A 19,720-nucleotide genomic window follows, 5' to 3' on the forward strand; every position below is an offset into this window, starting at 1 on the left:
GGAAGATTTGTTGCGGTGTCAGCTCAGGCGCTCGAGCACCATCGCCATGCCCTGGCCGCCGCCGACGCACATCGTCTCCAGGCCGATGGACTTGTCGTGGAACTCCAGGGAGTTCAGCAGGGTGCCGGTGATCCGGGCGCCGGTCATGCCGAACGGGTGGCCGACGGCGATCGCGCCACCGTTGACGTTGAGCTTCTCCAGCGGGATGTTCAGCTCCCGGTAGGACGGGATCACCTGGGCCGCGAAGGCCTCGTTGATCTCCACCAGGTCGATGTCGTCGATGGTCATGCCGGCCCGCGCGAGCGCCTGGCGGGAGGCCTCGACCGGGCCCAGCCCCATGATCTCGGGGGAGAGGGCGGTGACGCCGGTGGACACGATCCGGGCCAGCGGGGTGATGCCCAGCTCGCGCGCCTTGGTGTCACTCATGATCACTACAGCCGCCGCGCCGTCGTTGAGCGGGCAGCAGTTGCCGGCGGTGATGCGGCCGTCGGGGCGGAAGACCGGCTTGAGTCCGGCCACGCCCTCCATGGTCACGCCCGGCCGCGGGCCGTCGTCGGTGGAGACCACCGTGCCGTCCGGGGTCGTCACCGGGGTGATCTCCCGCTGCCAGAACCCGTTGGCGATGGCCTTCTCGGCGAGGTTCTGGCTGCGGACGCCGAACTCGTCCATGTCCTCGCGGCTGACGTCGTACGCCTGGGCGAGGTTTTCCGCCGTGTAACCCATGCCGAGGTAGATGTCGGGGAGCTGGCCGTCCTCGCGGGGGTCGCGCCAGACGCCCCCGTTCTTGGCGGCGTCGGTGGTGCGTACCCGGGCGTCGGCGAACTTGGGGTTTTCCCAGCCGCCGCCGACGAGCGCCTGAGCCTCCGGCGGCAGGCTGTCGGAGTTGCCGCGGGCGTAGCGCGACACGGTCTCGACGCCGGCGGAGACGAAGATGTCGCCCTCTCCGGCCTTGATCGCGTGGAACGCCATCCGGGTGGTCTGCAGCGAGCTGGCGCAGTAACGGGTGAGGGTCGCGCCCGGAAGCCCGTCGAGGCCGAGCAGCGTGGCGACCACGCGGGCCATGTTGAAGCCCTGCTCGCCACCGGGCAGCCCGCAGCCGAGGTAAAGGTCCTCGATGAGCGTCCGGTCGAGCTGCGGCACCTTGGCGAGCGCGGCGTCGACGATGGTGGCGGCGAGATCGTCGGGACGCAGATCCTTCAGCGAACCCTTGACGGCGCGGCCGATGGGGGAGCGAGCGGTGGCGACGATGACAGCTTCCGGCATGACCCCACGTTAACGCGCCGGTAACTTATCGCGGAAGCGCCACTTCGTCACACCTAAATGTCCGATCTATGGAGGGGCTCCTACTCCTGGATGGAGCGCCGCCCGGCCGCTTGGGCGGCGTCGAACACCGCGGGATAGAGCGCGTGAGCCCACACCCGGTAGCCGTCAGCCGAAGGGTGGAAGCCGTCGTAGCAGAGCGTTCCCGCATCCGCCCGAAACACCGCTCCGGTCTCGTCGGCGAGGTCCACGACCACGCCGCCGGCCTCGGTCACCGCCGTCGCCTGCGCGCGGCTCATGCGGCGTCCCAGCCATGCGGTCACCTGCCGCAGTGGCTGGGCGATCGAGCGCACGGCGCCCAGGTCCGGGCAGGTGCCGACGACCACCTGCACACCGGCGCCGCGCAACCGGCGCACGGCGTCGCCCAGGTGCCGGGCCGAGTCCTCGGCACCGCGCAGCGCGGTCGTGTCGTGGGCGCCGATCAGCACCACCGCCACGTCCGGACGGTCCCCGAGCAGCGCGCGAGCCACCTGGGTGGCCAGATCGGTGGAGCGCGAGCCGGCCACGCCGACGCTGGACAGCAGCACGTGCCGCTTCCCGGTCTCCGGCGTGCCGTCGGCCAACAGCCGGGCAAGCTGGCCGCCCACCGTCTCCGAAAGCCACTCCACGCCGACGCCGATGGCGGCCGAGTCGCCGAGCAGCACGAGCCGCAGCGCCGGAGCGGCGGACGGGCCCATCGACGTACGCAGCGCCAGCCCCATGGTCGGCTTCGCATAACGGCGGCTCTTGGCGGCTATGGCCTCACCCGCGAGCAGCGCGACACCACCCACGGCCGAGGCGAACAGCGTCGTGGCCGCTGCCCTGCCGAATCGTCCCGTCAGGCCCGTCATGTCGCCTCCTTGCGGCGTGCTGAGTCCTGCCGCAGCCGTCAGTCGACGGTCGCTTGATGATCCTCCGGTGTCCAGCCTACGGCGCTATCGGCCGTCCGGCCCGACCCACGGGCAACGCGAGCACTCATCCGGCTTGCCACGTGCGCTCGCGCCCGCTTGACCCCGGCGACCGCCCCGCTGCTCGAAAGCCCGCCGAGCGCGCTCCCGCCGAGCAGGAATCGGCCCGCCGAGCCGCCGCCGAACGAAAGCCCGCCCAGCGTGCCGCCGCCGAGCGAGAACCCCCCGATCGAGCCGCTACGGAACGAAAATCCCCCGGCCGACCCGCCACCATCGGTCGCGCCGCCGCCGCTGCCCGGCCCGCCGGCCGGGCCACCACCGTCGCGCGGCCGGCCGAGCGAGCCGCCCCCACCGCCCGAACCGCCGATCGGGCCGCCGCCATCCGAATCGCCGGCCACTTCGTCCACGGCCGCTTCGTCACCCGCCGCTGCCGGACCGCCCGCCGCTGCCGGACCGCCCGCCGCTGCCGGACCGCCCGCCGCCGTCGGACCGCCCGCCGCCGTCGGAGCGTCGGCCGAGGTTGGACCGTCGGCCGAGGCTGAAGCGTCACCAGCCGTCGAATCGCCCGCCGCGGACCCACCGCCCTCAGCTGGCTCCCGGTCGGCCTCCCCGCCGCCCGACGGCAGGCTGGACCCCGCGCCCACCCCACCAGACGGCAGGAACGCCATCGCCCGATGCCCAAGCCAACTCCGCGGCTCCCCGAACCAGGGATGCCGACGCAACTGCGCCCACCGCCCCGCCGGCCCGCGCTCGTGGCCGTCCACCCTCGCCGCGCTGACCTCGGTGCCCGCGGCACGTACCGCCTCGTGGGCGGCCTGTGGCAGGCTGCGGACCCCGTCCGGGCCGGTGGCCGGAGTGTGATCGTCCTCGCCCAGCACCGCCATCAGCGTCGGCATGATCACCGCTGCCGCGCGGGCGTATCCCTCGACCGAGGGGTGGAAGCGGTCCGAGCCGAACATCCGTACCGGATCGGCCACGAACGCCGGGCCGAGCAGGTCGCAGAGCGAGACCGTGCGGCCGCCCGCCTCGACCACCGCGACCGTCTGCAGGGCCGCGAGCTGCCGACTCCAGGTCGTGGCGAGCCAGCGTAGCGGCGGCTTGATCGGCTGGATGGCGCCGACGTCGGGACACGTACCCACGACGACCTTGCAGCCGGCCGCGCGCAGGCGCCGGACGGCGTCGCTGAGGTGGCGCACGGCCGCCGTCCGGGCCGACACATGGGTGATGTCGTTGCCCCCGATGATGATCACCGCGACCTCGGGGTCGTATTCCAGCGCCGCGTCGACCTGGTAGGGCAGGCCGGCGGAGGTGGCGCCGACCACGGCCACGCGGTGCAGCCGGACCGGGCGGTGCAGTCGGCGGGAGACGCCCGTGGCCAGCAGGGCGCCGGGCGTCTCGCGGGGGCGGTGCACCCCGTATCCGGCGGCCGACGAGTCGCCCAGGATCACCATGCTCAGGGGCCGGCCCGGGAACTTGGGGCCGTAGAGCCCGTCGCCGCGTGGTGGCGGCGCCTCGGCCATCGGGATGACCCGGCGGGCGTCGGCCGCCTGGCGCAGCAGCACACCTGCCGAGAGGAGGCTGATCCCTGCCGCGGCTCCGGTGATTCCGCCCGCGACCTGGCCGGCGATCTTGATCAGCCGGCGTTCCTCCGCTGTCAGACTGCGGACCTGTCGTCGCATGCTCTCCCTCGCTCTCGCCCGGGTGGGGATGGCCCATCGACCGTCGATCGAGACCGGCCTGAAGGCGATGGGTGGGGTATTCGAGGCTAACGCGACTGTGCGACAGACGTCTGAACCCCGCGCCGAGCGGGCACAACTGGCGGATGGACGTCATGCTGGAACCAGCGAAAGGGGACGACCATGGCCAAGGCGCTGAGACGGACCGCCGCGTTTACCGCACTCGGAAAGGCGCTGATGGCGGGCGCGCGCGGCGGACCCTCGATGGGAAAGCGCGTGGCGGCGCTGCCCCGGATGATGAAGGCGACCGCGCGCGGGGAGTACGACGGCGGCATGCGGATGGCGATGATGACCGCCGCCACCCTGTATGTGGTCTCGCCGATCGACCTCGCCCCGGAACTGGTCCTCTGGATCTTCGGGCTCGTCGACGACGCCGCGATGATCGCCTGGATCGCCGGCGCCGTGCTCAGCGAGACCGAGCGGTTCCTCCAGTGGGAGAAGGAACGTGATTCGGTCCTGCTCGGGAAGATCGTTCCCTGAGCCGTAGGCTGATCTGATCAGTCACAGGTCAGCACCGAGAAGGGCACATAGACGTGCGGTACTACGACAACGTCGTCGAGATCATCGGGGACACCCCCCTCGTCCGGCTGCGTAGCGTCACCGAGGGCATCTCCGCGACCGTCCTCGCCAAGGTGGAGTACTTCAACCCGGGCGGCTCGGTCAAGGACCGGATCGCGCTGCGCATGGTGGAGGACGCCGAGAAGGCGGGCATCCTCAAAGAGGGCGGCACCATCGTCGAGCCGACCAGCGGAAACACCGGCGTCGGACTCGCCCTCGTCGCCCAGCTGCGCGGCTACCGGTGCATCTTCGTCGTCCCGGACAAGGTCAGCGAGGACAAGCAGAACGTGATGCGGGCGTACGGTGCGGAGGTCGTGGTCTGCCCGACCGCCGTGGCCCCCGAGGACCCGCGCTCCTACTACAACGTCTCCGACAAGCTCGCCCGTGACATCCCGGGCGCCTGGAAGCCCAACCAGTACAGCAACCCGGCCAACCCGCGCTCCCACTACGAGGAGACCGGGCCGGAGCTCTGGAAGCAGACCGAAGGCAAGATCACCCACTTCGTGGCGGGCGTCGGCACCGGCGGAACGATCAGCGGCGTCGGCCGCTACCTGAAGGAACAGGGCGACGTCAAGGTCATCGGCGCCGACCCCGAGGGTTCCGTCTACTCCGGCGGCACCGGTCGGCCCTACCTGGTCGAGGGCGTCGGCGAGGACTTCTGGCCGACCACGTACGACCGTGACGTCTGCGACGAGATCATCGAGGTCTCCGACTCGGACTCGTTCGACATGACCCGCCGCCTCGCCCGCGAGGAGGGACTGCTGGTCGGCGGCAGCTGCGGCATGGCCGTGGTCGCCGCTCTCGAGGTCGCCCGCAAGGCCGGCCCGGACGACGTCGTCGTGGTCCTGCTCCCCGACGGCGGCCGTGGCTACCTCTCCAAGATCTTCAACGACAACTGGATGGCCCGCTACGGCTTCCTGTCCACCGGCGACGGCGCACCGACCGTGGCCACGGCCCTCGAGGCCAAGGGCGGGACGATGCCGCCGCTGGTCCACGTCCACCCGACCGAGACCGTCCGCGACGCCATCGACTACATGCGCGAGTACGGCGTCAGCCAGCTCCCGGTGCTCAAGGCGGAACCGCCGGTCGTGACCGGCGAGGTCGCCGGCTCGATCTCGGAGAAGGCGCTGCTGGACGCGCTCTTCACGGGCCAGGCCCACCTGCACGACACGATCGAGCGCCACCTCGGCGAATCGCTCCCGATGATCGGCGGCGGCCAGCCGGTCAGCGAGGCGGTCGCCCTGCTCGAGAAGGCCGACGCGGCGATGGTCCTGATCGACGGCAAGCCGGCGGGCGTCCTCACCCGCCAGGATCTTTTGGCGCACCTGAGCTGAGAGTCAAAGCCAGATCAAGGTCAAGATCTGGATGTCGTAGCGGGGTGGTGGGTACAGACCGCTGCTCCCGCCGAGGGCCGGGGTGGGCCGAGCAGGGCGCGGGGCGCCCAGAACGCTCGACCCACCCCGGCGACCTGCGTAAGTGGTTGCGCCCCGAAACCCCGGCTCCGTTCAGGTCGGTGGGTGGTCGCGCTCTGCAGACCCCGGGTTCAGTCGAGTTCTGTGGGGATCGTGATGACGTCTACCAGGGCGTTTTTGCGGAGGACCGTGATGGGGAGGGTCTTGCCGATCGCCGGGCCGAGCATCAGGCGTTGCAGGGCTTGGACTGTCTGGACCTGTTGGCCGCCGGCGGTGAGCAGGATGTCGCCGAGGTAGATGCCGGCGAGGCCGGCCGGGCTGGTGGGGACCACTTCGACGACGCGGAGGCCGAGTTTCTGGCCCAGGCGGTCGGCGAGGGGTGGGGGCAGGGGGACCGGCATGCCCGCCACGCCGAGCCAGGCGCGGCGGACGCGGCCGGAGGTGACCAGGTCGCCGAGGATGTGGCGGGTGGTTGTGTTGATGGGGACGGCGAGGCCGAGGCCGTAGCCCGCCACGGCCGTGTTGACGCCGACGACGGTGCCGGTGGCGTCGGCGAGGGCGCCGCCCGAGTTTCCCGGGTTGAGGGCCGCGTCGGTCTGGATGACGTCGTCGATGACGCGGGCCCGGCGGCGGTCGCGGGCCGGCAGTGAGCGGCCGAGGCCGGAGACGACGCCGGCCGTGACGGAACCGGCGAGGCCCATCGGGTTGCCGACCGCGACGACCAGCTGGCCGATGCGCAGGCGGTCGGCGTCGCCGAGCGGTGCCGCCGGGGCGCCGGGGTGGTGCACGCGGACGATGGCGAGGTCGGAGAGCGGGTCCGCGCCGGTCACGTCGAACCGGGTCTCGGTGCCGTCGGCGAACGTGGCGGTGCCGCCCGTGGCGCCGGCGACCACGTGCGCGTTGGTGATCAGGAATCCGTCGTCGGTGAAGGTCACCGCGGAGCCGGCGCCAACACCCCGGGGCGTACGGACGCCGAGGGCGGCGACGGACGGCAGGAGCGCGGCGGCGACGCCGGTCACGACACGGCTGTAGGCATCGAGTGCCTGGCCTTCGACATCCGTGTGTTCGGTATCCATGGCACTGGCAACATCGCCGGGGACGGCATCGATGTCCATCCCGCGTCCGCCCACGGCGAACAGCCCGCCGAAAGGCCCGGAGAGATCGGCCGTCACGGATAGTCGCGAAGGTCGCACACTCAGTCCGATCGACGGCTCGGCCGCCGGGGTTGTATGGGGTACGACAGAGCTACGCATCCGGATGGAGGTTCGTAGAACATGGTCATCGTCGACCAGGCCGCACAGGCCGGCATCGTGGACCCGTTGCTCTGGCAGGACGCCCAGCGGATGCTCGGACGTCACGCCGAGGCCGGCCACGACGGCAACTGCGTCTGGTGCGGATGGCGATGGCCATGCGCGCCCCGGCGCATCGCCGAGCGCGCCGATGCCGCTTCCCGGCGTCCGTGGCGGGAGGCGTGGACCATGCGCCACGACCTCAACAGCCTGCGGGACGTCCCCGGTGTGTTCGACGACAACCGGGTCCGCCGTGAGATCCGCAAGACCGACGACCTGAACCGAGGCCGTTTCGACTGACCTCACCAGGCGTCGACCGGAGGCGTGACCGTCCCCCCGACAGACCGCTCTCCCGACGCCTCACCGCGGTGACACCGCCGTAGCCCCGCCAGCACGCGGTGTCCCGCACCCCGGACCCGCCCCGCCGATCGACCGGCACGCCTCCGCCGGTCGGCGCCTCCGGCCAGGCGCACAACCCGGTAGGGGCGGGCGCGGTAGGCGGGAGTGCGTGACCACAGGTTCCCCCGCATTCACTCGGTCACGCGCTCCCGCCCTCCCTCCACCTCGCATAGCCCGCGATCAGCGAGGTCGCACCGATCAGTGAAGTCTCATCTGACCCGCCAAGACGCCGCCCGCGCGAACGCGGCTCGCGCCGCCCGCGCGAACGCGGCTCGCGCCGCCCGCGCGAACGCGGCTCGCGCCGCCCGCGCGAACGCGGCTAGCGCCGCCCGCGCGAACGCGGCTAGCGCCGCCCGCGCAGTTGGCCGGGTCCGCGAAAGCGCAGCTCAAACGTCCGGGTGGCCGCGTGCCTCACACGGTCCGGGAGTAGCGCAGCATGCGGACGGTGTCGACGCCCAGCGGCTCGGTGCGGGTGGCGCCGTCGGCCGTCCAGCCCCCGCGTTCATAGAAGAGCCGGGCCCGGTCGTTGCCCTCGAGCACCCACAGCACGGCCCGGTCGGCGATGCGGGCCAGCGCGGGCAGCGCATCGCGCATCAGTGCCTTGCCGACGCCGGTGCCGACGAACTCCGGCGCGGCGTGGATCGCCGACAGCTCGGCGACGCCGTCGTCGGTGCTCGGACCCAGGTAGGAGAATCCGGCGAGCTCGTCGTCGACCGTGGCGACGGTGAGGCGGTGGGTGTCGCGTTCCCACTTCCAGCGCTCCGCCCACCACTCGCCCATAGCCGCGGGGCTGCCGAAGGTGAGCGCGGCGGGGGAGAGCAGGTGGGCATAGGCCGAGGCCCGCGAGCGGTGGTGCAGCTCGCCGATGCCGGCGCAGTCCGCCTCAGCCGCGGGCCGTAGCAGCACGCTCATGGGGTGACCCTAGCCGCGGCGGCACCGGCACCCGCATCAGGTCCTCGGCGAGCACGATGTCGCCGTCGAACTCCGCTCGGGCTTCGTCGAGGAAGCGCGTGCTGTCCGCGTACCGTTGGGAGAAGTGGGTGAGCAGCAGCGTGCGTACCCCCGACTGCCGGGCCACCGACGCGGCCTGGCCCGCGGTCAGGTGGCCGACCTGCGCGGCCATCGCGGCGTCCTCCGCGAGAAACGTCGACTCGATGACGAGCAGGTCGGCGCCCTCGGCGAGGGCGAAGACGTTGTCGCACATGCCGGTGTCCATGACGAAGGCGAACCGCTGGCCCGGCCGTGGCGTGCTCACGTCGTCCAGGGAGACCCGGCCCGAGCGGCCGGTGCGTTGCAGCTCGCCGATCGCGGGCCCGGTGATGCCGTGGGCGGCGAGCAACGAGGGGATCATGCGGCGGCCGTCCGGCTCGGCGAGGCGATACCCGTACGTCTCGATCGAATGCCGCAGTGGCAGCGCCGTGAGCGAACCCGCGGAGGTCTCCGCCCGGTATCCGTCGCCGACCGGTTCCTCGACGAGCTGAGCGACGTCGTAGAAGCTGGTCGCGTGCCGCAGCCGCTCAAAGTAGGCGTGGCCGCCGGCGGGAAAGTGCACGTGCACCGGGTGCGGCACCTTGTCGAGCGAGATCCGCTGGATGATTCCCGGCAGGCCCAGCGAATGGTCGCCGTGAAAGTGGGTGATGCAGACGCGTCGCAGCGGCGTGACGGCCAGCCCGGCCATGAGCATCTGCCGCTGGGTGCCCTCGCCCGGGTCGAAGAGGATGACCTCGTCGTCCCAGCGCAGCAGATATCCATTGTGATTGCGGTGACGCGTGGGCACCTGGCTCGCCGTGCCCAGGACGGTCAGCTCGCGCATCGGTGCCCCCCTTCGCGTGGAAATGAAGCGACCCCCGGGGACTTTCCACGCACCGTGGTGCGTGGTCCGGTCGGACTAGGCCGGATCCCCGGGGGTCGGGTGGCTGTCGGAAATTCGCCGCACCGCTGCCACACGGTCTCGACGTCCTACAAGAAATTTCTACGAAGCTGTCGAGGACAGCGGCTAGCGGACAGCCACCTCACGAGTCCCGTTGCTATACAACTTCGGACCACCTCCCTTCACGTGTACGGCCACGGTAGCGACCCGTGGGGCGACCCGACAACGCTTTATCCGTCGCCGCTGTCGAGGGAGACGAGGAATCGAGGATGGGCATGGGCAACCTGAGCGAGTTGTGGGGCGATCTTGACGGCGCACGATTGCGGGACGTCCATGTCCCCGGCTACCTGGAGACCGCACATGGAACGGTGCGCTTCGAACCGTTCGGCGCCGGATTCGTGCAGGAGCACCTCTGGGAGCCCACGAAGCGCTGATCGATCAGAGCCGGGGGAATACCCGGGGGGAGAGCTCGGTGCCCTCGACCGCCAGGGAGGCCGGGCCGACGATCTTCGGGTCGGGGGCGCCGACCACGTCCGGGTCCTTGTCGTCGTACTGGAAACGGTGCAGGACGTGCCGCATCGCCTCGAGGCGGGCGCGCTTCTTGTCGTTGCTCTTCACGACGGTCCACGGGGCGTCGGCGGTGTCCGTGTAGAAGAACATCGCCTCCTTCGCCTCGGTGTACTCGTCCCACTTGTCCAGCGACTCGAGGTCCATCTTCGAGAGCTTCCACTGGCGTACGGGATCGACCTGCCGGATCGCGAAGCGGGTGCGCTGCTCGCCCTTCGAGACGGAGAACCAGAACTTGACCAGGTTGATGCCGGAACGTACCAGCATCCGCTCCAGGTCGGGGGCCTGGCGCATGAACTCGAGGTACTCGGCGCGGGTGCAGAAACCCATGACCCGCTCGACGCCGGCCCGGTTGTACCAGGAGCGGTCGAAGAGCACGATCTCGCCGGCGGCCGGCAGGTACTTGATGTAGCGCTGGAGGTACCACTGGGTGCTCTCGCGCTCGTTCGGCTTCTCCAACGCCACCACGGACGCGCCGCGCGGGTTCAGGTGTTCCATGAAGCGCTTGATCGTCCCGCCCTTGCCGGCGGCGTCGCGGCCCTCGAAGAGGATCACCAGGCGCTCGCCGGTGGCCTTGCACCAGTTCTGGAGCTTGAGCAGCTCGATCTGGAGCAGGCGCTTGTCGTGGTCGTAGTCCGGGCGGGCGAGTCGGCAGTCGTACGGGTAGTCCTCCCGCCACGTGTCCACCGGGCTGCCGTCGGCCGTGAGCAGCACCGGGTCGTCGTCATCGTCGTCGGCGACCCGATATCCGCCCAGCTCGCTGACCGGCCCCTCATAGGGTGCGGTCTTGACGTCGTCCTGGGGCTGCTGGTCGTCCTGGGGCTGCTGTTCCTCCACCTGCATAAATAGCTTCATACCCCGCGCGGAGCACCTCCCACACTCCGCGCCCCACTCAGCCGAGCCAGCCCCGAACTCCGCCCTTCCTCGAGCTCTTGATCACGGCGGGCAGCTCGTGGAACGTCTCCTCGCCGACGCGCTCCTGGCGGGCGTAGAGGACGCCGTAGGCGAAAGCATCCGGCGCCGTCCGCGCCACATCTCGAAGCAGCTCGCGGGCCACGACGGAGTCCTGGTGCGCGCCGAGCACGTCCTGCAACGACGTGAGGGCCGACACGAGCTTCTTGCCCGGTCTGCCGGCGGTGGGGGCGAGGACCTCGACGGCGTACCGTGCCTGCTTGTATTTCTTGCGCGCCTCGTGCAGCTCCGCGTCGACGCCGTCGCCGACGGCCGTGTCGAGCAGCGCGTCGGCCCGGCGCAGCACCTTGCGGGCACGGCGGGTTGCGCTCCCTTCGTCCGGGTCCGCCTCGTCGATCAGGGCGTCCATCGCGTCGAGAAGGGCCAGGTAGCGGTCGCTGTCCAGGGCCTCGACCAGCGCCTGCCGCCCGCGCGCGACGTCGGCCTCCAGTTTCTCGCGGAGGTGGGCGGCCACCTCGGGGAAGGCGTCGGCCGCGGCGGTGAGCTTGTGGGAGAGGACCTGGCCGTCGCGGACGTCGCCGAGGCGGTCCGCCAGCCATTTGAGCTCGTCCTTGAGGTGCTCCGCGCGCGCCGGGTCGAAGGAGTCCTTGAAGGTCTTCAGCGTGCTGCGCAAGCGCCGGGTCGCCACCCGCATCTTGTGCACGCCGTCGGCGTCGCCGGCCCGGACCGCCGGGTCGTGGGCCTCGATGGCGTCGCGCTGCTCTCGGGCGTACCCGAGGACGGGTCCGGTCTTGGGGGTCTTGCCGGTCGTCGGCGGCCGGAGCCGGTCGCCGAGCGCGCGGGCCAGCTTGGACGGCCCGGCGGCGGGCGTGGCACCGGCCGCGCGCAGCAGCCCCTCGACGGCCTCGAGCACCTCGGGTCCGCCGTCGACCAGCTCGACCTCAAGCTCCCGCCAGCGTTGCTGACCGCTGTCCGTCTCGGCGTCGACGTCGTCCTGCGCGATCAAAGCGAGCGTACGGCCGTCGGCGTCGCGCAGCGGCGTCTCCACCCGCCGCGTCCGCAGCGTGGCCACGGGCCGCAGCGGACGGGTCCGCACGATGGTGCGCACCTCGGCGACCAGCTCGGCCGGGACGTCGTCGCCGTCGGTGAGGGGAAGCTGGTGCTCGGTGCGGCTGGAGCCCTTGCCGGGCGTCTTGAGATGCCACCCGGCGTCCGTGCCGCCGGTGCGCCGCCGCAGGGTGTGTTTGTTGCGCGCTAGCCGGAGGTCCTCGGTGTCGAAGTACGTGGCGTCGAGCTCGTGGATCTCGGGCTCGCCGCTGCCGCTCACGCCGCCCGCGCCGGTGAGGGTGGGAAGAGCGAAGCCGGTGGGTACGTCGTACTTGCGTTCGGACTCCGTCACGGTCTGCATCGGTCAAGTTTGGCGGATGTAAGGCGACACAGCGACCTCACAGGAGCATGGTGCACGCTTTGCGACGTGAACGAACCGGAACGACGCGGGGTCTCCCTCACCGGGCTCGGCCTCATCGGCGCCGGCGCCGTCCTCGGGCTGGCGCTGGCCGCTCCGGGCGACCTCGGCACGGATTCCGCCGCGCCGCCTCCGTCCTCGACGGCACCGGCCGACCCGCCGCCGACGAAGTAGGAATCAGACTCCTGGAGGGCTCGGCGCCCGTCCCCCCGTGCGGGCGCCGGGTTCTCCAGGTCAACCCCTCAGACCCGGGCCTCGCCGCGGCTGCGCAGGTAATGCGCCCGCGAGTAGTGCGCCGCGGCGGCGCCGTAATACATGGTCGCCAGCGACACGTGGAAGCTGTTGTCGGTCAGCGCGTTCTTCGCGTTCGCCGTCTCGGACCACCGGATCTCCGCATCGGACTCGCTGATACCGCGCCGCGCACACCGCAGCCTGTTCATCTCCTTACCGATCCGCCACGTCTCCAGGGCGCTCTCGGCCTGCCGCATCATGGCCCGCGCCTTCTCAATGAGAGATTCGGCGAGAACGCAGGCGGCGCGTTCCTCATCGTTGTTGAACATGAGACACCTCCCGAGAGCTACCTCCTGATTTGTCGGTCCATTCAGTGTGTGAGACGCCTTCGGCAGCTGTCGATCTTTTCCACCCGCACGGGTTACGGCCGCCGCCCCAAACTCGGACGACGGCCGTAAGTTCCCAGCTCAGCTAATCCTCAGGCGGACTTGGCCACGCCGACCGGGCAGGTCATTCCGTTCGGGCCGTGTGTGCAGTAGCCGCCCGGGTTCTTGCTGTCGGACAAATACTGCTGGTGGTAGTCCTCGGCGTAGTAGTAGGTGCCCAGCGGTTCGATCTCGGTCGTGATCGCGCCGTGGCCCGCCGCCGTCACCACCGGCTGGAAGGCCTCCAGCGATTCCCGCGCGATTCGGGCCTGCTCCGGCGTCGTCGTGTAGATCGCCGAGCGGTACTGGGTGCCCACGTCGTTGCCCTGCCGCATGCCCTGGGTCGGGTCGTGGTTCTCCCAGAAGGCCTTCAGCAGGTCCTCGTAGCTGATCTTCGACGGGTCGTAGACGACCTGGACGACCTCGGCGTGCCCGGTCGCGCCCGAGCAGGTCTCCTCGTAGGTCGGGTTCCTGGTGGTACCGCCCGCGTACCCGACCGATGTCGAATGCACGCCCGGCAGGCGCCAGAAGATGCGCTCGGCGCCCCAGAAGCAGCCCATGCCGAACACGGCGGTCTCGAAGCCGGCCGGCCACGGACCCTTCATCGGCGTACCGAGCACCGTGTGAGTGTCGGCCACCGGCATCTCGATCAGGCGGCCCGGCAGGGCCTGGTCGGGGGTGGGCAGCTCGAGCTTCTTGTGTCGCAGGAACACGGTGTCTCCCTTCATCCGCCTGTTTGCAACGCCGTCCGACCGAAGATCCTTACCCGAGGACGCCGGCTATCCGGGAAGCGTAGGAGGCCGCCTCCTCGTCGGAGGCGTATTTGTGCCGGGGCCAGAAGAAGCCGCGAAGTCCGTCACCCTTTGTCCGGGGTACGACGTGTGCATGCAGATGCGGCACTGATTGGGACACGATGTTGTTCATCGCGACGAACGTTCCCCGCGCGCCCGTCGCCTCGGGAACCGCGGCGGAAACCCGCTGCACGAGGGCGAAGAAGCCGGGCAGGAGGTCGCCCCCGAGCGCGGACAGTTCGGGTACGTGCGGGCGTGGCACCACGAGCACATGACCCTTGAAAACGGGCCGGATGTCGAGGAAGCCGACGCCGCCCGGAGAATCCACGACCTTGAACGCGGGAACCGTGCCCGCCACGATCGCGCAGAAGAGGCAGTCGGCCATGGGCGCAGACTAGCCTTGCCCCTCATGACGGGTAACGAGTACGGCTTCGACACACTGGCCATCCACGCGGGGCAGGACCCCGATCCGCGCACGGGCGCCGTGGTGCCGCCGATCTATCAGACCAGCACGTACGCCCAGGACGCCGTCGGTGCGCCCCGGCTGGGATACGAATACAGCCGCTCGGGCAACCCGACTCGCGACGCCCTGCAGGAGTGCCTCGCCGCGATCGAGGGCGGCCGGCGCGGCCTGGCGTTCGCCAGCGGGCTGGCCGCGGAGGACACCCTGCTGCGTACGGTGTGCCGTCCCGGCGACCACGTGGTGATCCCGGACGACGCGTACGGTGGCACCTTCCGGCTCTTCAGCAAGGTCGCCGAGAACTGGGGCCTCGACTGGACCGCGGCCCCGCTGCACGACCTGGACGCGGTCCGGGCGGCGTTCCGCCCCGGCCACACCCGGATGATCTGGGTGGAGACGCCCACCAACCCGCTGCTGAACATCGCCGACATCGCCGCGCTGGCCGGGATGGCCCACGAGTACGACGCGATGCTGGCCGTCGACAACACGTTCGCGTCGCCGTACCTGCAGCAGCCCATCGCCCTCGGCGCCGACGTGGTGATCCACTCCACGACCAAGTACCTGGGCGGGCACTCCGACGTGGTCGGCGGCGCGCTGATCACGGCCGACGAGGAGTTGGGCGAGCAGCTCGCGTTCCACCAGAACGCCATGGGAGCGGTCAACGGGCCGTTCGACGCGTGGCTGACGCTGCGGGGGATCAAGACCCTGGGCGTACGGATGGATCGGCACTGCGACAACGCCGAGCGGATCGTCGCGTTCCTTCAGACGCACAACAAGGTCGCGCAGATCCTCTACCCGGGCGTGGAGTCGCATCCCGGACACGAGACCGCCGCCAAGCAGATGTCGCGGTTCGGCGGCATGATCTCCTTCCGTGCCAAGGGCGGCGCGGACCAGGCCATCGATATCTGTAACCGGACAAAACTGTTCGTGCTCGCCGAGTCGCTCGGCGGCGTCGAGTCGCTCATCGAGCACCCGGGACAGATGACACACCTCAGCGCGGCGGGCTCCCCGCTTGAAGTACCCGCCGATCTCGTGCGACTGTCTGTCGGCATCGAAACCGTTGACGATCTGCTCGCCGATCTGGAGCAGGCGCTCGGCTGATTTCCACCGACAAGCGGAGAAGGGCCATGGACAACCTGGCGACCACATGGGTGGGTGCCACGGCGAAGCAGATCTCTCGTGCGGTGCGCCGCGGCGACACGACCGCTACCCAGGTCGTCGCCGACCACCTCGAGCAGATCGCGATCTCCGAACCGGCGCTCACCGCGTTCCGCGTCGTGCGCGGCGGTGAGGCGATCGTCGAGGCGGAGCAGGTCGACGAGCAGGAAGACCTGGCCAACCTGCCGCTCGCCGGCGTACCCGTGGCGGTCAAGGAGAACACCCCCGTCGCGGGCCTGCCGACCTGGCACGGCTCCGAGGCCGCGCGGACGCCGGTCGCCGAGGAGGACCACGAGGTGGTCCGCCGGCTGCGCGGCGCCGGCGCGGTCGTCGTGGGCGTCACCCGCATGCCCGAGATGGGGCTGTGGGCCACCACCGACGGGCCGGACGGCGCCACCCGCAACCCCTGGTCGCTCGACCGTACGGCGGGCGGATCGTCCGGTGGCTCGGCCGCGGCCGTCGCCGCCGGACTGGTGCCGATCGCGCACGGCAACGACGGCCTCGGCTCACTCCGCATCCCGGCGGCCTGCTGCGGCCTCGTCGGCCTCAAGCCGGGCCGCGACATCATCCCGCGTGACCTGGGCCGCGACGGCTGGATGGGGCTGGTCGAGCACGGCGTCCTCGCCACCACGGTCGGCGACGCCGCGCTCGGCTTCCACGTGCTCGCGGGGCGTACCCCGGCCAAGCTCACCCCACCGGAAAAGCTGCGGGTCGGCGTCGCCTTGCGCTCCCCGGTCCAGGGTGTACGCCCCGACGAGCCGAACCGGGAGGCCGTGGCAACCGCGGCGAAGCTCCTCGTCCAGGCCGGCCACGACACCGTCACCGCCGAACCGGGGTATTCCACGACGCTCGGCATCGCGGGACTGCTCACCTGGTTCGCGGCGGCATACCAGGAAGCGGAGTTCGCGGGCATCGACCCGGCGGTGCTGCAACGGCGCACCCGGCGGCACATCCGGCTCGGCGCGCTGGCCACCAAACGCGGCTGGGTGCGGCAGGAACAGCGCGATGCCTGGCGCGACCAGAGCATCGCGTTCTTCTCCGAACGTCGCATCGACGTGCTGCTGACGCCGGCCCTGGCGTCGGCGCCGCCGCCGGCCGGCGGTCACGCGAGCGGCCGGTGGCGACGCAACATCGTGGACAACCTTCGGTACGCGCCGTACGCCGCGCCGTGGAACATCGCCGGGCTACCCGCGATCGTGGTGCCGGTCGGCATGAGACCGGACGGGCTGCCGGTGGGCGTGCAGTTCGTCGGGCCGCCGGATTCGGAGTTGCTGCTGCTGTCGATCGCCGGTCTGCTCGAGGTCGCCAACCCGTGGCCGCGGCACGCCTTCGTGTAGACCGCGGTTCGGTTGCTGTCCGTCCTCGGTCGCTCGCGGTGCGCGCTGCTCGCGGCCTCGGGCGGCGGAATCGCACCCCCGGCGCGCGCCACCGAGGGGACAGTTCCGGGGACCGGGTGGCACGATCACTGGCATGAGTGACCTGCTTTCGCTCGCCGACGTCGAAGCCGCGCGGGCGTTGCTCACCGGGGTCGTCAAGACCACCCCGCTCGAGCACTCGACACCCCTGACCGCGGCGCTGGGCGTTCCCACCTGGCTCAAGTGCGAGAACCAGCAGCGGGCCGGCTCCTACAAGGTGCGCGGGGCGTACACGCGCATAGCGCGCCTGACGGACGCCGAGCGCGCGTGCGGCGTGGTCGCCGCGAGCGCCGGCAACCACGCTCAGGGTGTGGCGCTGGCGGCGGGTCTGCTGGGCGCCAAGTCGACGGTCTTCATGCCACAGAACGCCCCGCTGCCCAAGGTCGCGGCGACGAAGGGATACGGCGCCGCGATCGAGTACGCCGGCACCACCGTCGACGATGCCCTGCGCGCCGCCCACGCCTTCGCCGAGGAGACCGGCGCGGTCCTCATCCACCCCTTCGACCACCCGGACGTCATCGCCGGCCAGGGCACGGTAGGTCTGGAGATCCTCGACCAGTGCCCCGACGTCGGCACCATCGTCACGGCGGTAGGAGGCGGCGGCCTCATCTCGGGCATCGCGGTGGCGGTCAAGGCCATGAAGCCGGACGTGCAGGTCGTCGGCGTCCAGGCGACCGGCGCGGCGGCCTACCCACCGTCGCTGGCGGCCGGAGCGCCGGTGACGCTGACCTCGTTGGCCACGATCGCGGACGGCATCGCGGTCATGCGCCCGGGAAACCTCACCTTCGCCCACGTGAACAGCCTGGTCGACGACATCGTCACGGTCACCGACGAAGACCTCTCCGCGGCGCTGCTCGTCATGCTCGAACGCCACAAGATGGTGGTCGAACCGGCCGGCGGCGCGGCCGTGGCGGCCCTGCTGACCGGCAAGATCGACCTGAAACCGCCGGTCGTCGCGATCCTCTCCGGCGGCAACATCGACCCGATGCTCCTGATGCGCGTGATCGAGCACGGCCTGGCGTCCGCGGGCCGCTTCCTGCGCCTGTCGGTGCAGACGGGGGACCAGCCGGGGGAGCTCGCACGGTTGCTGACTGAGATCGCGGAGCATCGCGCGAACATCGTCGACGTGCTGCACTCCCGGCACAACCCGAGGCTGAGCTTCGGGCAGGTGGAGGTGCAGCTGTCGGTGGAAACCCGAGGCCCGGACCATTCGGCGACGCTCATCGGCGCGCTGCGCAATTCCGGGTACGCGATCACTCTGCTGTCCGGAACTCCCTAGTCCGTACCCGGGCTGTCCGGGGCCCGGTTTGTTGGTTGCTCGTCAAATTCGCACCTTTGGTCGGTCGTCTCGGCATTTGTCGGGGATGCGGGAGCGGGACGCGATACGGCAAGATTCCGGCCCGTGACCATGAGCTGCCCCCGCTGCGCCACCGCCGTGTCGACCACCCGCGGCGCCGAACCGTGGTGCGCCCGATGCGAATGGAACCTGGCCGCCTTCGAGCCGTCCCGGCGCCACCCCGAGATCGGCTGGCGCTGGGCGGACCGGGCCACCCACCGGATCGCCTGGCGCTTGACGGAAAGCCAGTTCCGCACGCTGGCGGACGGCCCCCTCGCACGCCGGACGTTCACCACCACCCGCGCCGCGATCACGGCGATCGCTGTAATGATGCTGCTCTTCGTGGTGGCAACGGCCGCCGCCGGAATCTGGCTGATCGCCTACGACTTCCCGCGCCTGACAATCCTTCCGGGCGTGACACTCCTGGCCATCGCCGTGGCGCTGCGCCCAAGGTTCCACACGCTCGACGACGAGGCCCACCCGCTGACCGCGGAGCAGGCACCGGAACTCCACGCCTTGATCGCCCGAGTAGCGGCGGCGATCGAAGCACCGATGCCCCACATCGTCGCAGTCGACCGTTCCACGGGCGCTTACACAACCGCGGTAGGAATACGAAGGCGCCGGGCACTGGTCCTGGGCATACCACTGTGGGCGGCTCTCGACCCCCAGGAAAGGGTCGCGCTGATCGGCCACGAACTCGGCCACTTCGTCAACGGCGACGTCCGCCGACTCCCACTCGAAGGCGTAGCGCTCACGACGTTGGACCAGCTGGCGGTCCTGACCCGGCCGGGCTCGGCCTGGCGGCCGGGTCCCGTGGAAATGCTCGTAGGCATCTTCCAGTGGGTGGTCTTCCGCCTCGTCGTGGCCCTGCACCTGATCGTGGTCTGGACCGGTCAGCGCGACCGGCAACGGGCCGAATATCTGGCCGACGACCTGGCCTCCCGGGCAGCCGGCACCCGCGCGGCGGTACGCATGCTCGACCTGCTGCTCGTCACCGACGCGCTGGACACGGTCATCCGCCGAGAAGCCCGAGCCCGCCGAGCGGGCCCCGCCTGGCGCGAAGCGGCCGACACGGTGAGAACGAACCTGGCGGCGTCGATGCCGCTGCTGCGCCAACTGAGCCGCCGCGAGGAGGTCTCGCTCTTCGCATCGCACCCGCCTACGGGCCTTCGAGTCGCCATGCTCGAGCAACGCCCCGCACGCGCGGCGGAGGTGACGCTGACCGAGTCGCAATCGGCCCGCATCGACGAGGAGATCGTCGAACCGATGGAGCACGTCCGCCGCGACCTGGCCCACGCCTAACCACCCACCCCACCCCGAGGGCATTGGACGTCCGCCCTTGTCCCACCGGGAGTGGGCGGCTGTCTCTGTCTTGCCGGCGATGGGCGTCCGCCTTTGTCCTGAAGTCGGCGTCTGCTTCTGTCCTGGTGGCAGTGGGCGTCCGCTCTTGTTTCACGGACGGCGAACGTCCCCCTTGTCCTGGTGGCGT

19 protein-coding genes and 1 pseudogene are annotated in these 19,720 nt (G+C 70.8%); 9 read left to right on the top strand and 11 right to left on the bottom strand.

Annotated elements, in window-relative coordinates; translation table 11 throughout:
* Positions 1-18: 18 nt before the first annotated feature.
* From AB0M36_RS14475 to AB0M36_RS14485, 3 genes and pseudogenes are all read right to left on the bottom strand, one after another.
* Complete coding sequence (locus tag AB0M36_RS14475) at positions 19-1,263, bottom strand: acetyl-CoA C-acetyltransferase (protein WP_364156830.1); 1,245 nt, start codon at positions 1,261-1,263, stop codon at positions 19-21.
* 80 nt (positions 1,264-1,343) lie between these two features.
* Positions 1,344-2,150 (bottom strand): SGNH/GDSL hydrolase family protein, encoded by an 807-nt coding sequence (locus tag AB0M36_RS14480; protein WP_364156833.1) that lies wholly within the window; start codon positions 2,148-2,150, stop codon positions 1,344-1,346.
* A 755-nt stretch (positions 2,151-2,905) separates the two neighbouring features.
* Positions 2,906-3,886: pseudogene (locus tag AB0M36_RS14485) on the bottom strand (SGNH/GDSL hydrolase family protein); the annotation flags it as partial.
* A gap of 180 nt (positions 3,887-4,066) precedes the next feature.
* On the opposite strand from AB0M36_RS14485, the gene AB0M36_RS14490 reads away from it, so the two are divergent.
* On the top strand, positions 4,067-4,423 hold the full coding sequence (locus AB0M36_RS14490; RefSeq protein WP_364156836.1) for a YkvA family protein: 357 nt from the start codon (positions 4,067-4,069) through the stop codon (positions 4,421-4,423).
* Positions 4,424-4,476: 53 nt separating this feature from the next.
* Positions 4,477-5,835: a cystathionine beta-synthase gene (locus AB0M36_RS14495; RefSeq protein WP_364156839.1), complete on the top strand. Its 1,359-nt coding sequence runs from the start codon at positions 4,477-4,479 to the stop codon at positions 5,833-5,835.
* Positions 5,836-6,044: 209 nt separating this feature from the next.
* On the opposite strand, the gene AB0M36_RS14500 is transcribed toward AB0M36_RS14495, so the two are convergent.
* A complete protein-coding gene (locus tag AB0M36_RS14500) occupies positions 6,045-6,989 on the bottom strand; it encodes a trypsin-like peptidase domain-containing protein (RefSeq protein ID WP_364156842.1) in 945 nt (314 codons plus the stop codon).
* 198 nt (positions 6,990-7,187) lie between these two features.
* Here AB0M36_RS14500 and AB0M36_RS14505 point away from each other — a divergent pair, with 198 nt between their 5' ends.
* Entirely contained in the window at positions 7,188-7,502 is a 315-nt protein-coding gene (locus AB0M36_RS14505) for a hypothetical protein (protein ID WP_364156844.1), read from the top strand.
* 510 nt (positions 7,503-8,012) lie between these two features.
* Here AB0M36_RS14505 and AB0M36_RS14510 read toward each other — a convergent pair.
* Positions 8,013-8,513, bottom strand: a complete 501-nt coding sequence (locus AB0M36_RS14510; protein ID WP_364156847.1) for a GNAT family N-acetyltransferase — start codon at positions 8,511-8,513, stop codon at positions 8,013-8,015.
* A complete protein-coding gene (locus AB0M36_RS14515) occupies positions 8,485-9,414 on the bottom strand; it encodes a ribonuclease Z (RefSeq protein WP_364156849.1) in 930 nt (309 codons plus the stop codon). Before AB0M36_RS14515 ends, AB0M36_RS14510 begins: the two co-directional genes overlap by 29 nt.
* Before the next feature lie 266 nt (positions 9,415-9,680).
* Between AB0M36_RS14515 and AB0M36_RS14520 the strand changes: the two genes are divergently transcribed.
* Positions 9,681-9,905: a hypothetical protein gene (locus tag AB0M36_RS14520; RefSeq protein ID WP_364156852.1), complete on the top strand. Its 225-nt coding sequence runs from the start codon at positions 9,681-9,683 to the stop codon at positions 9,903-9,905.
* Positions 9,906-9,909: 4 nt separating this feature from the next.
* Here the strand turns inward: AB0M36_RS14520 and ppk2 are convergent, their stop codons facing one another.
* Together ppk2 and AB0M36_RS14530 are read right to left on the bottom strand one after the other, a co-directional pair.
* Positions 9,910-10,893 carry a polyphosphate kinase 2 gene (gene ppk2, locus AB0M36_RS14525; RefSeq protein ID WP_364156855.1) on the bottom strand — a complete coding sequence of 328 codons (984 nt, stop codon included), beginning with the start codon at positions 10,891-10,893 and terminating at the stop codon, positions 9,910-9,912.
* Positions 10,894-10,930: 37 nt separating this feature from the next.
* On the bottom strand, positions 10,931-12,358 hold the full coding sequence (locus AB0M36_RS14530; protein ID WP_364156858.1) for a CYTH and CHAD domain-containing protein: 1,428 nt from the start codon (positions 12,356-12,358) through the stop codon (positions 10,931-10,933).
* A gap of 66 nt (positions 12,359-12,424) precedes the next feature.
* Here AB0M36_RS14530 and AB0M36_RS14535 point away from each other — a divergent pair, with 66 nt between their 5' ends.
* Entirely contained in the window at positions 12,425-12,589 is a 165-nt protein-coding gene (locus AB0M36_RS14535; protein WP_364156860.1) for a hypothetical protein, read from the top strand.
* Positions 12,590-12,657: 68 nt separating this feature from the next.
* Here AB0M36_RS14535 and AB0M36_RS14540 read toward each other — a convergent pair whose 3' ends face one another.
* The 3 genes from AB0M36_RS14540 to AB0M36_RS14550 all read right to left on the bottom strand — a co-directional run bounded on the left by AB0M36_RS14540 (position 12,658) and on the right by AB0M36_RS14550 (position 14,247).
* Positions 12,658-12,975, bottom strand: a complete 318-nt coding sequence (locus AB0M36_RS14540; protein WP_364156862.1) for a hypothetical protein — start codon at positions 12,973-12,975, stop codon at positions 12,658-12,660.
* A 149-nt stretch (positions 12,976-13,124) separates the two neighbouring features.
* Positions 13,125-13,784, bottom strand: coding sequence for a peptide-methionine (S)-S-oxide reductase MsrA (gene msrA / locus AB0M36_RS14545; RefSeq protein ID WP_364156864.1), 660 nt, complete (start codon positions 13,782-13,784; stop codon positions 13,125-13,127).
* 49 nt (positions 13,785-13,833) lie between these two features.
* On the bottom strand, positions 13,834-14,247 hold the full coding sequence (locus tag AB0M36_RS14550) for an HIT family protein (RefSeq protein ID WP_364156866.1): 414 nt from the start codon (positions 14,245-14,247) through the stop codon (positions 13,834-13,836).
* Positions 14,248-14,271: 24 nt separating this feature from the next.
* Here AB0M36_RS14550 and AB0M36_RS14555 point away from each other — a divergent pair, with 24 nt between their 5' ends.
* From AB0M36_RS14555 to AB0M36_RS14570, 4 genes are all read left to right on the top strand, one after another.
* Positions 14,272-15,423, top strand: coding sequence for a cystathionine gamma-synthase (locus tag AB0M36_RS14555; protein WP_364156868.1), 1,152 nt, complete (start codon positions 14,272-14,274; stop codon positions 15,421-15,423).
* Between the two features lie 26 nt (positions 15,424-15,449).
* Entirely contained in the window at positions 15,450-16,817 is a 1,368-nt protein-coding gene (locus AB0M36_RS14560) for an amidase family protein (protein WP_364156871.1), read from the top strand.
* A gap of 133 nt (positions 16,818-16,950) precedes the next feature.
* The gene (ilvA, locus tag AB0M36_RS14565) at positions 16,951-18,174 is read left to right on the top strand and encodes a threonine ammonia-lyase (protein WP_364156874.1); all 1,224 of its coding nucleotides are present in this window, start codon (positions 16,951-16,953) and stop codon (positions 18,172-18,174) included.
* Between the two features lie 129 nt (positions 18,175-18,303).
* Positions 18,304-19,533 (top strand): M48 family metallopeptidase, encoded by a 1,230-nt coding sequence (locus tag AB0M36_RS14570; RefSeq protein ID WP_364157743.1) that lies wholly within the window; start codon positions 18,304-18,306, stop codon positions 19,531-19,533.
* Positions 19,534-19,720 lie beyond the last annotated feature (187 nt).

It is taken from the genome of Actinoplanes sp. NPDC051346 (genome assembly GCF_040682215.1).
Classification (GTDB): domain Bacteria; phylum Actinomycetota; class Actinomycetes; order Mycobacteriales; family Micromonosporaceae; genus Actinoplanes.